General features: G+C 58.0%; 16 protein-coding genes. 6 read left to right on the top strand and 10 right to left on the bottom strand.

Annotated features, from left to right (window positions below; translation table 11 throughout):
- Positions 1-123 precede the first annotated feature (123 nt).
- The 4 genes from ACRZ95_RS05570 to ACRZ95_RS05555 are packed head-to-tail and all read left to right on the top strand — an operon-like array spanning position 124 to position 3,222.
- Positions 124-321 carry a hypothetical protein gene (locus ACRZ95_RS05570; protein ID WP_480554628.1) on the top strand — a complete coding sequence of 66 codons (198 nt, stop codon included), beginning with the start codon at positions 124-126 and terminating at the stop codon, positions 319-321.
- Positions 318-1,418: a mandelate racemase/muconate lactonizing enzyme family protein gene (locus tag ACRZ95_RS05565; protein ID WP_170677371.1), complete on the top strand. Its 1,101-nt coding sequence runs from the start codon at positions 318-320 to the stop codon at positions 1,416-1,418. Before ACRZ95_RS05570 ends, ACRZ95_RS05565 begins: the two co-directional genes overlap by 4 nt.
- Positions 1,415-2,455: an alcohol dehydrogenase catalytic domain-containing protein gene (locus ACRZ95_RS05560; RefSeq protein WP_170677372.1), complete on the top strand. Its 1,041-nt coding sequence runs from the start codon at positions 1,415-1,417 to the stop codon at positions 2,453-2,455. Before ACRZ95_RS05565 ends, ACRZ95_RS05560 begins: the two co-directional genes overlap by 4 nt.
- Positions 2,452-3,222 (top strand): SDR family oxidoreductase, encoded by a 771-nt coding sequence (locus tag ACRZ95_RS05555; RefSeq protein WP_170677375.1) that lies wholly within the window; start codon positions 2,452-2,454, stop codon positions 3,220-3,222. Before ACRZ95_RS05560 ends, ACRZ95_RS05555 begins: the two co-directional genes overlap by 4 nt.
- Positions 3,223-3,252: 30 nt before the next feature.
- On the opposite strand, the gene ACRZ95_RS05550 is transcribed toward ACRZ95_RS05555, so the two are convergent.
- The 7 genes from ACRZ95_RS05550 to ACRZ95_RS05520 all read right to left on the bottom strand — a co-directional run bounded on the left by ACRZ95_RS05550 (position 3,253) and on the right by ACRZ95_RS05520 (position 10,015).
- Positions 3,253-3,672 carry a secondary thiamine-phosphate synthase enzyme YjbQ gene (locus ACRZ95_RS05550; protein ID WP_170677376.1) on the bottom strand — a complete coding sequence of 140 codons (420 nt, stop codon included), beginning with the start codon at positions 3,670-3,672 and terminating at the stop codon, positions 3,253-3,255.
- A 112-nt stretch (positions 3,673-3,784) separates the two neighbouring features.
- Positions 3,785-4,648 (bottom strand): sugar phosphate isomerase/epimerase family protein, encoded by an 864-nt coding sequence (locus ACRZ95_RS05545; protein ID WP_170677378.1) that lies wholly within the window; start codon positions 4,646-4,648, stop codon positions 3,785-3,787.
- Positions 4,649-4,659: 11 nt separating this feature from the next.
- Positions 4,660-5,550 (bottom strand): NAD(P)-dependent oxidoreductase, encoded by an 891-nt coding sequence (locus tag ACRZ95_RS05540; RefSeq protein ID WP_170376073.1) that lies wholly within the window; start codon positions 5,548-5,550, stop codon positions 4,660-4,662.
- Positions 5,551-5,773: 223 nt separating this feature from the next.
- Positions 5,774-6,955 (bottom strand): mannonate dehydratase, encoded by a 1,182-nt coding sequence (uxuA, locus tag ACRZ95_RS05535; protein ID WP_170677380.1) that lies wholly within the window; start codon positions 6,953-6,955, stop codon positions 5,774-5,776.
- The gene (locus ACRZ95_RS05530) at positions 6,952-8,004 is read right to left on the bottom strand and encodes a Gfo/Idh/MocA family protein (RefSeq protein ID WP_170677382.1); all 1,053 of its coding nucleotides are present in this window, start codon (positions 8,002-8,004) and stop codon (positions 6,952-6,954) included. The genes uxuA and ACRZ95_RS05530 overlap by 4 nt, the downstream gene beginning before the upstream one ends.
- Positions 8,001-9,002 (bottom strand): Gfo/Idh/MocA family protein, encoded by a 1,002-nt coding sequence (locus ACRZ95_RS05525; RefSeq protein ID WP_170677384.1) that lies wholly within the window; start codon positions 9,000-9,002, stop codon positions 8,001-8,003. Before ACRZ95_RS05525 ends, ACRZ95_RS05530 begins: the two co-directional genes overlap by 4 nt.
- On the bottom strand, positions 8,999-10,015 hold the full coding sequence (locus tag ACRZ95_RS05520; RefSeq protein ID WP_170677386.1) for a Gfo/Idh/MocA family protein: 1,017 nt from the start codon (positions 10,013-10,015) through the stop codon (positions 8,999-9,001). The genes ACRZ95_RS05525 and ACRZ95_RS05520 overlap by 4 nt, the downstream gene beginning before the upstream one ends.
- A gap of 123 nt (positions 10,016-10,138) precedes the next feature.
- Between ACRZ95_RS05520 and uxaC the strand changes: the two genes are divergently transcribed.
- Both uxaC and ACRZ95_RS05510 read left to right on the top strand, forming a co-directional pair.
- Entirely contained in the window at positions 10,139-11,482 is a 1,344-nt protein-coding gene (gene uxaC / locus ACRZ95_RS05515) for a glucuronate isomerase (protein WP_170677829.1), read from the top strand.
- Entirely contained in the window at positions 11,483-12,679 is a 1,197-nt protein-coding gene (locus tag ACRZ95_RS05510; RefSeq protein WP_170677388.1) for a mannitol dehydrogenase family protein, read from the top strand.
- Here the strand turns inward: ACRZ95_RS05510 and ACRZ95_RS05505 are convergent.
- Genes ACRZ95_RS05505 through ACRZ95_RS05495 form a run of 3 tightly spaced genes read right to left on the bottom strand, consistent with a single transcriptional unit; the run spans position 12,666 to position 15,298 of the window.
- Positions 12,666-13,529, bottom strand: coding sequence for a sugar kinase (locus ACRZ95_RS05505; protein WP_170677390.1), 864 nt, complete (start codon positions 13,527-13,529; stop codon positions 12,666-12,668). The genes ACRZ95_RS05510 and ACRZ95_RS05505 overlap by 14 nt on opposite strands.
- Positions 13,526-14,407 (bottom strand): DMT family transporter, encoded by an 882-nt coding sequence (locus ACRZ95_RS05500; RefSeq protein WP_170677392.1) that lies wholly within the window; start codon positions 14,405-14,407, stop codon positions 13,526-13,528. Before ACRZ95_RS05500 ends, ACRZ95_RS05505 begins: the two co-directional genes overlap by 4 nt.
- Positions 14,408-14,410: 3 nt before the next feature.
- Positions 14,411-15,298, bottom strand: a complete 888-nt coding sequence (locus tag ACRZ95_RS05495) for an NAD(P)-dependent oxidoreductase (protein WP_170677394.1) — start codon at positions 15,296-15,298, stop codon at positions 14,411-14,413.
- Positions 15,299-15,398: the final 100 nt, after the last annotated feature.

Below are 15,398 nucleotides of genomic sequence, written 5' to 3'. Positions count from 1 at the left end.
CGGGGGCTGGCCTGACCCTTTTAGGCCTCGGGTTTTGGATCTGGGCAACCCCTCGAAGACATTGGATGGGAATTGTCGGCCATCGCGTCCGTGCTGGTGGGCGGCACTTTGTTGACGGGCGGGATGGGTTCGATCCTTGCGACGGTGGCCGGTGCGCTGTTGCTTGGGCTGGTCTTCAACGTTTTGAACTTTGAAAACGGTCAAGGCACCATCAGTTTCAGTGCCTATTGGCAGATGGTCATACTTGGAGGCTTTCTATTTGCGGTGATCCTTTTACAGTCTCGGGTTATTGCCAGGCAGCAGAAGGTCTTGGGTTCATGAATCGCATAGAAAGTGTTTCAGCGCGGCTGTTCAACGTTCCGCTCGCAGAGGTCCTCGTCGATGCTAAACATGGGGATCACACGTTTTTTCAACTGATCACAGTTACTATTCAAACCTCGGATGGGGTCGAGGGGGTCGGATATACTTATACGGGGGGCAAGGGTGGTCATGCCATCCTGGCGATGATCCAGCATGATCTGGCACCGTTCCTTGTAGGACAAGACGCTGAACAGATCGAAAGCCTGTACGACGCCATGCAGTGGCATGTACACTACGTCGCGCGGGGCGGGATCGCCTCCTTTGCCATCTCGGCCGTGGATATTGCATTGTGGGACATTCGGGGCAGAACACAAAATGCGCCATTGTGGCAGATGGCCGGCGGAGCGTCCAAACGGTGCAAGGCCTACGCCGGTGGGATCGACCTGAATTTCTCGTTAGAGAAACTGCTGCGCCAGACCGAAGGGTACCTTGCGCGAGGGTTCAACGCAGTCAAGATCAAGGTCGGTCAACCAGACCTGGCCGACGATCTTGCGCGTGCCCGGGCAGTGCGCGAGATGCTGGGCCCGGACCGTTTCTTCATGGTCGATGCGAATTACTCTATGACCGTCGAACAGGCCATCGTGGCTGCCAGAGGGTTTGCCGACTGCGATATTTTGTGGTTCGAGGAACCGATTGTTCCAGACGACTACAAAGGTTATGGCCGAATTGTCGAAGCGACGGGCGTTCCCCTCGCCATGGGTGAAAACCTGCACACCATTCACGAATTCGAATTCGCCTTTGATGACGCGAAGCTGAGTTTCATCCAACCCGATGCCTCAAACTGCGGTGGGGTAACCGGCTGGCTGCGCGTGGCCGCGCTGAGCGCACAGCACGGCATTCCGGTTTGCAGCCATGGGATGCAGGAGCTGCACGTCAGCCTTGTTTCTGCGCAACCCAACGCTGGCTGGCTAGAAGTACACTCATTCCCGATAGACCAATACACGACCCGTCCGCTGGTTGTGGAAGACTGTCTGGCCGTCGCCCCGGATACCCCGGGAACCGGAGTGGAATTCGACTGGGACAAACTGAATGCGGAACACAGGGAGATGCATACATGACGACCCAGACGATCTCTGCGGCATACTACAGGGGAAAAAAGAGCTTTGCTGTAGAGCAAGCCCAAGCGACGGATCCAGGCCCCGGCGAAGCTGCCATTCGCGTTGCCTATTGTGGGATTTGCGGGACGGATATGCACGTCTACCACGGCAACATGGATGCCCGTGTCGGCCTGAACCGGGTGATTGGGCACGAGATGTCAGGTGTCGTCGAAGCGGTGGGCGAGGGCGTCGATACGGTCGAACCCGGCCAGAAGGTCGTTGTCCGACCGCTTGATCACTGCGGAGAATGCCCCGCTTGCAAACGGGGGCATCAGCATATCTGTCAGAACCTCAAGTTTCTCGGCCTCGATACCGATGGTGCCATGCAAGAGATCTGGACCGTTCCGGCCCACACGTTGCACGTTCTTCCGGACGACTTGCGCATGGATCACGCGGCGCTGATCGAGCCAGTCGCCGTTGCCTGCCACGATGTGCGCTTGTCTGGCCTGCAACCTGGAGAGGACGTTGTCGTCATCGGCGGCGGCCCGATCGGCATCCTGGTTGCCATGGTTGCCCGGGATGCGGGCGGAAATGTCGTGATTTCCGAAGTGAATCCGAACCGTCTGGCGATAGCTGAAAAACTTGGCTTTGACACGATCAACCCAACCGAAACCGATCTGGTGTCCAAAATCAACGCGCGCACAGGCGACAAAGGGGCAGATGTGGTTTTCGAGGTGTCGGGAACGCAGCCCGGTGTTGATGCGATGGCCGCCGTTGCCGCGACGCGGGCTCGGATCGTTATGGTCGCGATCCATGCTCAAAAGCCCCAGATTGACCTGTTCCAGTTCTTCTGGCGAGAGCTGCAACTGATCGGTGCTAGGGTCTATGAGCCAGAGGATTACGAGAAAGCCATTGCAGTTGTCGCCTCGGGCGGAGTGGACGCGGATGTCGTGATTACTGACGTCAGCCCTCTAGCAGACATTCAGGCCGCGTTTGAAGCGCTGGATCGCAGTCCAACCGCAATGAAAAGCCTGATCGAAGTAGGACCGCGTTCATGAGTGTTTTGCAAAGTTTCGACCTGACGGGAAAGACGGCCCTTGTTACTGGGTGCAAACGCGGTATCGGGCGCGGCATGGCCGAGGCATTGGCATCGGCCGGAGCCGATATCATCGGAGTGTCCGCCTCGCTCGAGCTGTCCGGGTCGGATGTCGAAAAAGCTGTGACGGCGATGGGGCGCAAGTTCCGGGCGTACCAGTGCGACTTCTCGGATCGCGCCGCGCTGCATGGGTTCGTTGATACGTTGAGGGCCGACGGACAAACCCCTGATATCCTTGTCAACAATGCCGGCACGATCAAACGCAAACCCGCCGCCGAACACCCGGACGACTGGTGGGACGAAGTGATTGAGGTGAATCTGTCCTCGCAGTTCGTTCTGTCTCGCGAGATTGGCAAGGACATGCTGGTGCGCGGCTCTGGGAAGATCATCTTCACTGCATCGCTGCTGACATTTCAGGGCGGCATTACTGTGCCGGGATATGCGGCCTCGAAAGGTGGGATTGGACAGCTGACCAAGGCTTTGGCCAACGAATGGGCCGGGCAGGGCGTGAACGTGAATGCGATTGCGCCTGGCTACATCGCGACCGACAACACCCAAGCGCTGCGGGATGATCCGGTCCGGTCGAAGTCGATCCTCGAACGAACACCCCAAGGCCGTTGGGGTACGCCTGATGACTTTGCCGGACCGGTGGTCTTTCTGGCCTCTGCCGCGTCGGACTTCGTCAACGGTGAAATCCTTGTCGTCGACGGGGGCTGGATGGGGCGGTAGCAACGTCAACGCTCTATGTGACCCAAAGCATCAAGTCCCGATATAGTGCGCCTTCAATCGGCGAGTTTTTGGCGCCTCTCGATGTTCGAACAGGTACAGGCTTTGTACGCGACCCAGCGGAAGCTGCCCCTGTTCGACCGGAATGGATATCTGAGTTTGCGTCAACAGCGCCCGCAGATGCGATGGAGCGTTGTCGTCCTCGGTCGGGCGGTGGTGATACTTGCCTGGTGACTTTGGTACGAGTTTCTCGAAGAACGTCTCGATATCCCTGAGCACTTCGGGATCGGCATTGGCCTGCACCAACAACGCAGCCCCCGTGTGGACGCACCAAAGGGTCAGCAGGCCCGACACAAATTCATGTTCGGACACCGCTCGCTGAACGATCCCGCTGATGTCGGTGAGGGATTTGCCGGGCGTTTCAATGGACAGATCAAAAAAATCTTGCTTCATCCAGCAGGCCCTTTCATTAATTTTACGCGAAGGCGCTCAGCTTTCTACACCCCATTTGGCATTCAGCATTGGGGATCAAGCTTCTGATTTTGAACGCATATTGACTGCACGTTCATGCAAACAGACTTTTGAACTTGTCCACACACAGACGAAATCCATCTTCGAAGTTTCCGTTGCCGGGGTGATAAACACTCTCGAAGGAAATGACGCCATCATAGCCGTCGGATCTGAGCGCGTCCGCGATGGGTTGGAACAGAGGCGCAAGCTGACCTTCCCCCATACGGCGCACTTCCAGCGTCGCCTTCGGCGTGTCGACCTTTACGTCCTTGATGTGAATGTGACCCAAGTAGCCTCCGCGCAGTTCTTCATAGCCGTCCGGGTACGCCAATTCGTGGCACCAGCAGTTGTTTCCGGGGTCCCACAGCACTTTCAAACTGTCTTTTGCGTCCAACTCGTCAATCAGCCTGCGGGCTGTAAAGTTGGAATTGACCAGCGTGCCGTTTCCGGTTTCCACAACGAGAGTCACACCCTCAACTCTTGCCAGTTCAACTGCCGGCGCGATCAGAGGCGGCATCGTGTCCCATACCCCATGCGCCACGTTCCACTTCTCGGCGCCGTTTTTTCCCCAGAGTATCTGCTCCTTTCGTTGGGTCATGATCCGAACAAGAGGAGACCCAACAACATGAGCCATGTCGATCACGCGTTTCAAAGCGTCCATGTGCCGAGTGTGCAGGTCGTCGCCGGGTCTGTTGGCAGCTGTCATCCCTGCAAAGATATGGCGCGACAGACACGACACAGGTTTGCCCCGGTCGCGCAAGAGCGCGTTGATCTCGGCAATTTCCTGCGGGGAATGGTCTCCGACCTCCGTATCGCCAACGAATTGAAGCTCTGCATAGTCCAGACCGAATTCGTCCATTACGTCCACGGCATGCCGCAGATCGCGGGAAATGCCGTCGCAAATTACACCTAATTTCATGTTCGGTCCCCTCAGCGATGCAATTCAGCGCCAACGATCTCTTCGATGACGCGGGTACATACCCAGTTGTCGCCGTTCGGGTATTTGGTTTTTCCGGCGTGAAAGATCTGCATTGCGGATGACGCTGTGTGCATGGGAACGCCTAACGCACTGGCCAGTGCGAGAGAGATCGTCAGATCCTTGTGCATGGTTGCGATATGGCTGCCGGTAGCTTCGAACTTGCGATCAATGATGTTTTCAAGGGCGGTATTCACGACTCCACACCCTGCGCTGGACGAGGAGAACACATCAAGCAAGGCCTGACCGCTGACACCGGCTTTGGCCGCCAGGGCTGCAGCCTCGAACGTGGCGGAAAAGATTGATCCGATAAGGGATTGGAGGCAAGCTTTCACGGTTTGCCCGTCGCCGGCGTTTTCTCCGACCCGATGAATGGTAGCTGACACTGCCTGCATTACTTCGGCATTTCGATCCAGCACATCCGCAGCACCCGCAGCCATCATCGTCAATGTGCCGTTCTGCGCGCCGGGAAACCCACCCGAAACCGGGGTGTCAATCAGGTGGATGCCCGAACCTTCCATGTCTTGCCCGATCGCGCTTGCTTCGGCCGGGGTAATGGTCGCCGACAGGATGACCGTTCCGCCTTTGGCCATGTTCGCAATCAGGCCATCTTCACCCAATATGACATCGCGGGCCTGATCTCCGTTCATCACCATGACGAACACACTGGCCGCGTGACGGCCAACCTGTCCCACGCTGTCCTTGGCCAGGCCGCCCATGTCGGTAAATGCCGTCATGCGTGTCTCGCTCAGGTCGAAACCGGATGTTTCAAAGCCATTCTTGATCAGGTTCTTGGCAAGGCCGCTGCCCATGTCGCCAAGACCGATTACGCCTGCTGTTTTCATTTTGAATCCTCCCGTTTTCTGCCATTTCCGTATGGCAGACGTTTCGAAAAATGATGCCCAATCGCATCGGTTTTCGCGGGAGTTTCACGCGTCTTGAACAGACGTCGGGCGAGTCCGGAAGACACCCCGCTGCCCGTTTACGTACCGTAAGTAAACGAAGAATGCGGCGCTCAGGCAAGCAAAGAAGTGTTGCGGGCGGAAAGAAACTGTCTGATCAGACGCGTTACGAGAATGCCGCCATTATTCCGCGCAATTCCGCCAGCCCGCGCATTCGTCCGATCAGCGGATAGCCAGGAGTGCTGTGTCCACCAAGATCGCTCAGCAGTTCTTGTCCGTGGTCGGGCCGCATCGGAATTTGCCAGTCGTCCCGCCTCTGGGATTTGCGGCGGCGCTGTTCGTTCATCAACTCGCGAATGGTGCCGACCATGTCGGTGTCGCCCTCCAAATGCGGAGCCTCAAAAAAGTCCGGCTTCTGACTGTCTGATCCTGCGATGCGTTGGGTATTCCGCAAGTGAACAAAGTGAATCCGGTCGCCATGCCTGCGCACGAAGTCCGGCCCATCGAATTCGGGGGACACTCCCAGCGATCCGGTACACAAGGTTGCGCCGTTCGCCTGCAAATCAACCGCATCTAGAACGGTGCCGTAGTCATCGGTGCTGGACATGATCCGCGGCAGACCAAGCAAGGAGAACGGCGGATCATCCGGATGACAGCACAAGCGTAGTTCCAGTTCTTGGGCGACTGGTGCGACTTCTGACAGGAAGTCGATCAGGTTTGCGCGAAGCCGGTCACGGTCTATATGAGCATAGGTCTGCAACAAAGCGCGCACGTCCTGCACGCTCCACTGATCGTTGGCGCCGGGCAGCCCCGCAGTGACATTGTGTTGCAACTGGGCCTTGGATTCATCCGACATGCGCAAGAAGCGATCCTTGGCCGTTTGCTGGACGACGCTGGAATAGTCTTCGGACGCGCCCGGTCGCTTGAGAATATGTATGTCGAAAACAGCAAAATCGGTCAGGTCGAACAGCATGGCCGTTCCGCCGTGCGGCTGCGGGGCGCGAAGGGCGGTGCGCGTCCAGTCCAGGATTGGCATGAAGTTGTAGCAAACGACTTTGATGCCACGGGCGGACAGGGACCTGAGGCTGGACTTATACGCCTGCAGATGTTCAGCCATGTCTGCGGACTGTGTTTTGATCGCCTCGGAGACGGGCAGGCTTTCGACAACGTCCCAACTGTACCCGGCAGTAGCCAGAACTGCCTGCCGATCGGCGATGCTCGGTTCGTCCCAGGGTTGTCCCGGGGGGATGTGATGCAGTGCGGTGACGATGCCCTGAACCCCGACTTGATGGAGATCGGCCAGGGCGATCGGATCATCGGGTCCGAACCAACGCCAGCATTGTTTCATGGCAGCCATCCTTCATACAGCGGGTGATCGGGCCTGATGGGAAGGGCAACACGCTGCCCGGTGCGCGCCGCGTGATAAATCGCCGTCACAAGGCCGATGGACGCAGCGCCGTCCTGCAGCGTAACGGCCGAATTTGCCTCGGACCGCAGTGCCTTGCCGACTTCGGCAAAGAAGCCTTCGAACCCAATTGGCTCGGCGGCGACGGCCGCAAGAGCCTCGTCGATAGCGGCTTGATCCACCGGGTCCCGCGCGACGAATGTCCAGGGCGATTGACCTGGGGCATAGGGTTCCGTACCTGAGGTGGCGGTCACCTTTTCAAAGACGAACCGCAGGCGGGTTTCGTCCGTGGCGGCGCCTAGTGTGATATTGCTTGTGCACAATGCTCCGGAAGTCATGCCAAAGCAGATCGCTACGCAATCTTCGGTCTCGATCGGGTTGACCCGCGTTGTAGCCATTGCGGACACCCAAGCGATATCACCCGCGATATGAGTCAGTAGATCATGGTTGTGGATGGCATGGCCCAGCACTGCGCCGCCGCGTTCACCGGCCCATGTTCCCCGCCACGGAACCGCGTAATAGTCTGCCCCTCGGGACCAATGGGTTTCAAGCGCGGCAGTTTGAACCGCTCCGGTCAGGCCTGCGCGTTGCAGGTGGCGCAATTGGGCCAGTGACGGACCCCACCGGTATTGAAAAACTGGAAACACATGCTTGCCCGCGCTGCTTGCGGCTGCCGTGATCCGATCCACATCCTGCATCGAGGTCGCAAGAGGCTTTTCGCAGACAACGTGTTTTCCTGCGGCCAGTGCGGCAAGGGTGGTCGGTACATGCAGATGGGGCGGCAGGCAGATGTCGATGACATCAATCGCCGGATCATCCAGCGCGTCTTGAATGTTGGTAAGTGCTCGAAAATTCGCGTTCTGTCGAATCTGTTCGATCCGGTCCGTATTCTGGTCGACAACGGCGGTTACGCGGAAAGTGCGGTCAAGCCGTTCCAGTGCGCTCAGATGTTGCGCACCGATACCTGCGCCAAGGATCGCAACGTTGATCATCCGCGTTCCGCCATTTCCTGCGCGTGCAGTGCCAGTTCCATGACCGTAAAGCAGTGGGTCTGCGTCATCGCGGTTTCCGTCCGGTTGCGGATGTCATCGGCGAGGCGCGAAAAGTAGGGAAGGCCGGCGTTAGATGCGTCGATCTTTTGGCAGGTTTCACCATTGACGAGGATCAGATGGTCCGTCCCTGAGGCCCCACCCACATCAACATATTTTCGCAACTCGATATAGCCTTCGGTTCCTAGGATCGTCAGACGACCATCCCCCCAGTTCGGAAGGGCATCCGGCGTAAACCAGTCAACCCGGATGTAACCGGTGCCATTCTCGCTTCGTAGATTGACCTCGCCAAAATCCTGCAATCCGGGATCGTTGGGGTTTGCGTAGTTCGCCACATAAGCGTTTGTGATTTCAGCGGTTTCCGAACCTGTGTAGTGCAAGAACTGATCGATCTGATGCGAGGCGATGTCGGTCAGAATGCCGCCATAGCGTTCACGCTGAAAAAACCATTCGGGCCGGGTTGCCCGGTTCAATCGGTGGGGGCCAAGTCCGACCGTCTGGATCACGCGCCCGATGGCACCGGCCTCGACCAACTCGGCCGCTCGGGTGCTGACGGGCGTTTCAAACCGTTCGGAAAAATTCACCGACCAGATGCGGCCGGTGTCCGTGACTGTTCGCTTGATCTGGTCGAGTTGTTCGAACGTCGTGCAGCCTGGCTTGTCGGTCATGACATCCATGCCGTTTTGCATGGCCCGGATCGTCAAGGCAGCTCTATCTGCCGGGATTGCGGAAATCAGCGCTAGATCCGCCCCACTGGTTAGGGCGTCTTCCAGTCGGGCCAGCCGCGGAATATCGGGAAACCTTTTGACGTAGCCCGGCAGCGTTTCCGGATCGCCTTGTGTCCAGTAGCCAACGCAGTCCACGCCGATTTTACGCATGTTTTCCGTCATGCCATAGATATGTCGGTGGTCAAGGCCAAGGGCGACGCAGGTCAGGCTCATGAGATGACTCGTGTTTTCTGGCCGGTTCGATTGGCGATCTGCATCGCGTCGATGACGGCGTGGGTCAAAAGGGCACTGCGTCCGGTGGCCATGGGCCGCGTTCCACCGGCGATGGCCTCGGCGAAATCCTCGATAACCGCCTGATGCCAATCATGGGTGAACGCCATGGGATCGGCCCCTCCGCCTGTAGCGGACATTTCGCCAACCGTGGACTTCTGACCATTGAAAGCGGTCAAGGTCAGGACACCTGACTCCAGATGCGCTTTGGCGCGGGTGCCCTGGATCGTGATAGCTTCAGCGGCCCCAGGGTATTCGGCAGTAGTCGCCATCAAAGTTCCCACCGCGCCGCTATCCATTTCAAAGACTGCACCTGCCCAATCCTCGGCCTCGAGATCGTGTAGTGGAGTTTTTCTCATTACAGCCTGAATGTCCGAGATCGGCCCCAGCAGCCACATCGTGAGGTCAAGCGTGTGGATCGCCTGCGAGATCATGACACCGCCTCCGTCGCGTGCATAAGTGCCTCGACCCGGCTCGTTATAGTAGCTCTGATCGCGCCACCAGGGGACACGGATCTCCACTGTGGCGATCGTGCCCAACTCACCCTGTTCAATGGCTGATTTCAGTGCCTGCGAGGCGGCGCGGGCGCGGTGCTGAAAGACGATGCCCAGCGGCGCACCTAACACCTCGCACTGCTCGACAATGGCTGTCGCGGCGTCCAGCGTTCTTTCGATAGGCTTTTCCATCAGGATCGGTTTCGAAGCAGTCGAAAGAACCCGAACCAACTCTGTACGCTGATCAGGCGGGGTTGCGATGATCGCAAAGTCGACGTTTGAGTCGTTTGCGATTTCCTCGACCGAGCTGAACGCGCGAGTGTCGTTTCGCTGCGCGAACTCAGCTGCTTTTTCAGGATTGCGCCCGAGGACGCCAGCAAGATTGAGGCCTTGCTCCGATGCCTGAATGGCAGCGACATGCGTGCCCGAAACCATCCCCAAACCAATCAGCGCAATATTCATTCATTCCCCCGGATCACCCTCTCAGTCTGCGGGTTCGAACGGGAAAGATGCAACCATTAAAAACTGTGTTAACAATTGCGGGCAGCAGCATCGGAGGCAGAATTGACTGGTAATTTGAATGGGATGGCAGAAGATCTGTACCTAGGTATCAAGGACCTGCCGATCGTGTCTCCGCATGGTCACTGCGATCCGCGGTGGTTTGCAGCCGATGCGCCGTTTCCCAACCCGGCAGAGCTGCTGGTGGTTCCCGACCATTACGTGTTCCGTATGCTCTATTCGCAGGGCGTTCCCTTGTCCGAACTTGGCGTTGGAGAAGAGGGGCGAAAGAAGGATCCTCACGCCGTTTTTTGCACCTTTGCCGAGCACTGGCATCTGTTTCTGGGAACGCCATCCCGGATCTGGATGAACTATGTGTTGCATGAAACGTTGGGCGTGTCTGAGGAGTTGTCTTTGCGCACGGCAGACCTGATTTACGATAAGATCTCAGAAAAGCTGGCGCGACCCGAATTTCGTCCGAGGGCTTTGTTCGACAGGTTTGGGATCGAGGTTCTGGCCACCACAGACTCCGCTCTCGACGGCCTTGCGGAGCATAGGGAGATTAGTACAAGCGGTTGGGGCGGGCGGGTTGTTCCGACGTTCCGCCCAGACGGGGTTTTGGATGGGGCGGACCCGGAGTTTGTACAGAACCTGAACAAGTTGGCCGAGCTGACAGGCTGCGATCTGGGCAGCTATGATGGCTACCTCAATGCGCTCCGAATGCGACGGGCTTACTTCATCCAGCTGGGCTGTACGGCTACCGACCACGGTATCGAACGCGTGCAGACTGAGTGGCTGGACGACCCGGATGCGCTGTACCAACGGCTGAGACGGCAGGACGGGACTGAACAGGATGCTCGCCGGTTCTACGGTCATATGCTGATCGAAATGGCGCAGATGTCTGTCGATGATGGTCTGACCATGCAGATACATGCGGGCAGCAAGCGCAACACGAACGACGCAGTAATGCGGGACTTCGGACGGGACAAGGGGGCCGACATTCCAGTCGCGATGGATTGGGTCACGGGCCTTGAGGCGCTGTTGAACCGGGTCGGAAACTCGCCGGAACTGCGGATCATACTCTTCACATTGGACGAAAGCACCTATGCCCGTGAACTGGCCCCCATGGCGGGACATTGGCCGTGCCTTCGGATCGGTCCGCCCTGGTGGTTCCACGACAGCCCAGCCGGGATTGCGCGGTATTTCGACCAGGTGGTTGAAACGGCCGGATACTACAATCTGGCCGGGTTCAATGACGACACGCGGGCTTTTCTGTCCATTCCTGCGCGGCACGATCTGTGGCGACGAGGTGTTGCGATTCATTTGGCCGAGCAGGTTGGGCGTGGTTACTTCGGTCGGGACAGTGCCGAGCATCTTGCACGGTTGCTTGCGGTCGATCTGGCGAAACAGGTTTACGGATTGCAAAGCTAGATGGGTACTATTCTTCACTTCGGCCTTGGAAACTTCGCCCGGGCGCATTTGCTAGACTACACCGATCAAGCGGGCGGATGGGACGTTGTCGGCGTCAGCCTGCGTTCATCCTCCGTTCGGGATGGATTGGCGCGACAAGGTTTCGAGTACGATTTGTGCGTACAGGGGCAGGGCGTCCGGCGCATCAAAGCTTTGCGGGACGTTCTGGTCGCGCCCGAGAATCGCGCCGCGATTTTCGATGTGATGGCGGATGCCGAGATCATCTCGGCGACCGTCACCGAGAAAGGTTATCACTTGGACGCCGCGGGCAAGCTGAACCTTAGGGGCTCGGCGATTGCCGCCGATCTAGCAGGGCAGGGGCCCACGACTCTGATCGGGTTTTTGGCTTATGGCCTTGCGGAACGGCGCAAGCCTGTGACGGTGCTAAGCTGCGACAATCGCATGGAAAACGGTAAAACGTTAGAAACGGCAGTTGCCGATTTTGCGGAAGCAGCCGGTCTGGACGTGAATTGGAATGCCGTTCGCTTTCCAAACGCGATGGTCGACCGGATCACCCCGGCCACCACGGACGCCGTTCGCGCAATCAGCGGCGATCCTATGGCTGTTCCGACCGAGACGTTCTCGGAGTGGGTGATCGAAGACAATTTCGCCGGTCCTCACCCGGATTGGCCAAACGTGCAACTGGTCGATGACGTGGCTCCGCACGAGATGCGAAAGCTGCGCATGCTGAACGGGGCCCATTCCCTGTTGGCTTACGCCGGGTTGGAGCGGGGCCTAACCTATGTCCACGAAGCGGTTCAAGACCCGGTTTTACGTCCGCTGGTTTCCGAGTTGATGAAGGATGCGGGCGCAACGCTGCCCGCAGCACTGCAAGCACAGGTTCCGGATTATGCTGAGGCTCTTTTGGGCCGTTTTGAAAACCCCGAGCTGGCGCACCGTCTGGACCAAATCGCGATGGATGGCAGCCAGAAGCTGCCGTATCGGTTTGTTCCCACACTCCGTGAGACCGGCTCTCAGGCGGTGATTGCGGGGATGCGGGCCTGGATCTCCTATTGCATGTCCGAAACTGCGAAAGGTAGGGCGCTGAACGATTCTTGTGCGTTGGAAATCGCCTCGGCCGTCAAGCAGCCAGATCCGATAGTGCCACTTTTGGGCCTTGTCGGAGCTGAGGATCTCGCGCCACTTATCCGGGAATGATCGCGCCGCGGAACCGGACAACGGTGGAAGCTAGGTTGTGTCCGGCCATCAAGGCTTCGGCCTGGGATTTTCCCGTCAGCAAGGCCGCGAGGTACCCACCGTTGAAACTGTCGCCCGCCGCTGTCGTATCCAGCACGTTTTTGGCGGGTTCATAGGTTTGGTCAATGTTCTGGCCTATGGACAGAGGGCCCTGCTCTCCGCGTTTCAAGGCACCGACACCGTGATGATCGGCAAAGCGCGCCGCCACCTGATCAGTGCTTTCCCCGAACAGTGTCATCTCGTCGTCGATGGATGGTAGGGCAATATCTGCACGCTGCCAAAGCCGTTGGTTGATCTGGCGGGCGTGCTCGACGCTGTCCCAAAGACGTGGACGAAAGTTGCTGTCATAGACCAACCGGGCTGAAGCGCCTTCGAGCCAGTCCAGAAGAGCAAGCCTCACCGAATGCGGAAGAATGGCCACGGAAATCCCCGACAAGTAAAGCACGTCGTATCCTTTCAGCGAGTTGAAGTCGTGATCAGCATAAAGCTGGCGGGCGGCTGCCTCGCTGCGCCAATAGGTAAAGCTGCGTTCACCGTCCGCAGATGTCGTGATCGCGTATAGTCCGGGAGAAGCGTTGGGAATGATGCGGACGCCAGATGTCCCGATGCCATGACTGGCGATAAAGTCGGCGATGCGCCCTGAGAACGGGTCGTCGCCCAAACATGTCACATACTCCACCTGCAGATCAGGAGCGGCGCGGTGCATGTAGATGGCCGTGTTCAGCGTATCCCCCGCAACGCCGACCTTTGCGCCGGTTTCCAGCATGGACAATTCAATCATTGCTTCGCCGATGCAGGCAATTCGGGTCATTTCTTTTCTCTTTTCCAGATGATGAGCCCGGCGACCATGATCAGCGCAGCCCCTGCCAATGTGAATGCGTCCGGTACCGTGTCAAAGAACAGATAGCCCCAGATCGCAACGTAGATCAGGAACGAATAGGTGAATGGCATCAACTGGTTCGCTGTTCCGAATCGATGCGCGTTCGTCAGCAGTTGATGCCCGCACCAGCCAAAGACGCCAAGGCTGATGAGGACTATCAGGCTCCACGTGTTTTCCGGCTGGACCCAAAACCAGATGGCGAAGGGCAGCAGGACCACCGTCCCGGTAAGCCCGAGGTAGAATTGCATGGTGTCCACGGCAACCACCCCGGACAGCCTCCGCGTCATGATCGAGTACAAAGCCAAAGCGGTGGCATTGTAGACGATCAGCAGCATGGTCGGATGAAAGGCCGAACCAAACGGCCGCACGACAACCAACACCCCCAGAAAGCCCAGTATGATAGCCGCCCAACGCCATGGACCCACGCTCTCTTTCAACACGAAAACGGACAGGAAGCACACGATGACCGGGCTTGAGAACATGATTGCCGACACGACGGTCAGAGGTAAAAATCGTAGGGCATAAAAATTGAAAACTGTAGCTGAGATCAGCAGTAAGGCCCGACTTATGACCTGCCATGGATGGTCGGTCTTGAACCGGCTGGCCCCAATCCCGCCCTTGGCGATCACCCCCGCAGAGATAACAAAGTGCCCCGCATAGCGCATGAACGCCAACTGAAACGCCGGCACGCCGGCCAACGCCAACCACTTGGCCCCTAGGTCCACCAGCGAAAAGAATAGCCACGCCGTCAGCATCAGCACGATGCCAAGGCGCGGCAGGTCCGCATTGGGGTTGGCGGTGACGGCCATCGATCAGGTGCTGAAACGCTTGACGTAGTAGTCAACCATCTGGCTGACCATGTCATCCGCCTGACCGTGGTCGCGCGCGTCATTCAGCGCCGAAAGCGCGCACTGCGACATCACGCTGGTAACGCCTGCATCGCGTGCCATACGGTCATAATACCCAAGGTCTTTTGCCGCGTTCTTGATGGCAAAGGCCAGCTGATTTGGGTCGCTCTCGACGCCGTAGGCTTTGACGAAATCCATCATTCCGGAATGCAGCGGCCCAGCGGCCATAACGTCATACACCTGCTTGCGGTCAACTCCGGTGATATCTGCCATGGCAAAGGCTTCGGCCATCGCGTTCGCGACGGTCATTCCGAAGAAGTTGTTGATCAGCTTGATCGTGTGTCCAGATCCAACGGGACCAAGGTAGAAAACGTTTTCGCCCAAATCCTTGAGTGTCGGCTCAGCTTTGTCAAAGGCAGCCTTGTTGCCGGACGTCATAATGTTGAGCTTGCCTTCTAGCGCGTGCGAAGGCGTCCGACCAAGCGGCGCATCCAGGTAGCTTCCGCCAGCTGCGGCGACCTCTTCGGCCAAGGCGCGTGTGCTGCCCGGAAGCGAGGTGCCAAAGTCGATGACGATTGCCTCGGGTTTCAATCCCGCGATCACTCCATCTGCGCCGCGCATACGGCTTTCGACTTGTTCCGAGGTGCCCATGCACAACATCACGATGTCGCTGGCCTGAGCCAGCTCTTGGGCGTTTTGCATCTCGCGGGCGCCCCGGTCAATCGCTGCGTCTAGGAATGAGCGGTCGCGGTTTCCCAATACAGCGGCTGAGTATCCTTGGTCCAACAGTCGGCTCACCATGGCTCCGCCCATTAATCCCAAGCCGATAAACCCGATTGATGGTTTGCTCATTGGTTTCCCTTTCTGTGAATGTGTCTGGTTTTCATTCTTGTGTCTGGCGCGGGCGGCTTTGCAGTTTGAATGCTCACATTGCCCGGCGGATAATCATTGG

The sequence above is a fragment of the Ruegeria sp. AI3 genome (genome assembly GCF_056541245.1).
The sequence above is the reverse complement of the archived record's forward strand: the minus strand, read 5'-3'. Positions and strand labels throughout refer to the sequence as shown.

What these genes read in the sequence shown, in the direction of transcription:
- ACRZ95_RS05560 (WP_170677372.1), top strand. Translation starts at nt 1,415, where the DNA reads ATGACGACCCAGACGATCTCTGCGGCATACTACAGGGGAAAAAAGAGC.
- ACRZ95_RS05520 (WP_170677386.1), bottom strand. Translation starts at nt 10,015, where the DNA reads ATGAATATTGCGCTGATTGGTTTGGGGATGGTTTCGGGCACGCATGTC.
- ACRZ95_RS05525 (WP_170677384.1), bottom strand. Translation starts at nt 9,002, where the DNA reads ATGAGCCTGACCTGCGTCGCCCTTGGCCTTGACCACCGACATATCTAT.
- ACRZ95_RS05540 (WP_170376073.1), bottom strand. Translation starts at nt 5,550, where the DNA reads ATGAAAACAGCAGGCGTAATCGGTCTTGGCGACATGGGCAGCGGCCTT.
- ACRZ95_RS05495 (WP_170677394.1), bottom strand. Translation starts at nt 15,298, where the DNA reads ATGAGCAAACCATCAATCGGGTTTATCGGCTTGGGATTAATGGGCGGA.
- ACRZ95_RS05505 (WP_170677390.1), bottom strand. Translation starts at nt 13,529, where the DNA reads ATGACCCGAATTGCCTGCATCGGCGAAGCAATGATTGAATTGTCCATG.
- ACRZ95_RS05500 (WP_170677392.1), bottom strand. Translation starts at nt 14,407, where the DNA reads ATGGCCGTCACCGCCAACCCCAATGCGGACCTGCCGCGCCTTGGCATC.
- uxuA (WP_170677380.1), bottom strand. Translation starts at nt 6,955, where the DNA reads ATGAAACAATGCTGGCGTTGGTTCGGACCCGATGATCCGATCGCCCTG.
- ACRZ95_RS05510 (WP_170677388.1), top strand. Translation starts at nt 11,483, where the DNA reads ATGGGTACTATTCTTCACTTCGGCCTTGGAAACTTCGCCCGGGCGCAT.
- ACRZ95_RS05530 (WP_170677382.1), bottom strand. Translation starts at nt 8,004, where the DNA reads ATGATCAACGTTGCGATCCTTGGCGCAGGTATCGGTGCGCAACATCTG.
- ACRZ95_RS05565 (WP_170677371.1), top strand. Translation starts at nt 318, where the DNA reads ATGAATCGCATAGAAAGTGTTTCAGCGCGGCTGTTCAACGTTCCGCTC.
- ACRZ95_RS05555 (WP_170677375.1), top strand. Translation starts at nt 2,452, where the DNA reads ATGAGTGTTTTGCAAAGTTTCGACCTGACGGGAAAGACGGCCCTTGTT.
- uxaC (WP_170677829.1), top strand. Translation starts at nt 10,139, where the DNA reads ATGGCAGAAGATCTGTACCTAGGTATCAAGGACCTGCCGATCGTGTCT.
- ACRZ95_RS05550 (WP_170677376.1), bottom strand. Translation starts at nt 3,672, where the DNA reads ATGAAGCAAGATTTTTTTGATCTGTCCATTGAAACGCCCGGCAAATCC.
- ACRZ95_RS05570 (WP_480554628.1), top strand. Translation starts at nt 124, where the DNA reads ATGGGTTCGATCCTTGCGACGGTGGCCGGTGCGCTGTTGCTTGGGCTG.
- ACRZ95_RS05545 (WP_170677378.1), bottom strand. Translation starts at nt 4,648, where the DNA reads ATGAAATTAGGTGTAATTTGCGACGGCATTTCCCGCGATCTGCGGCAT.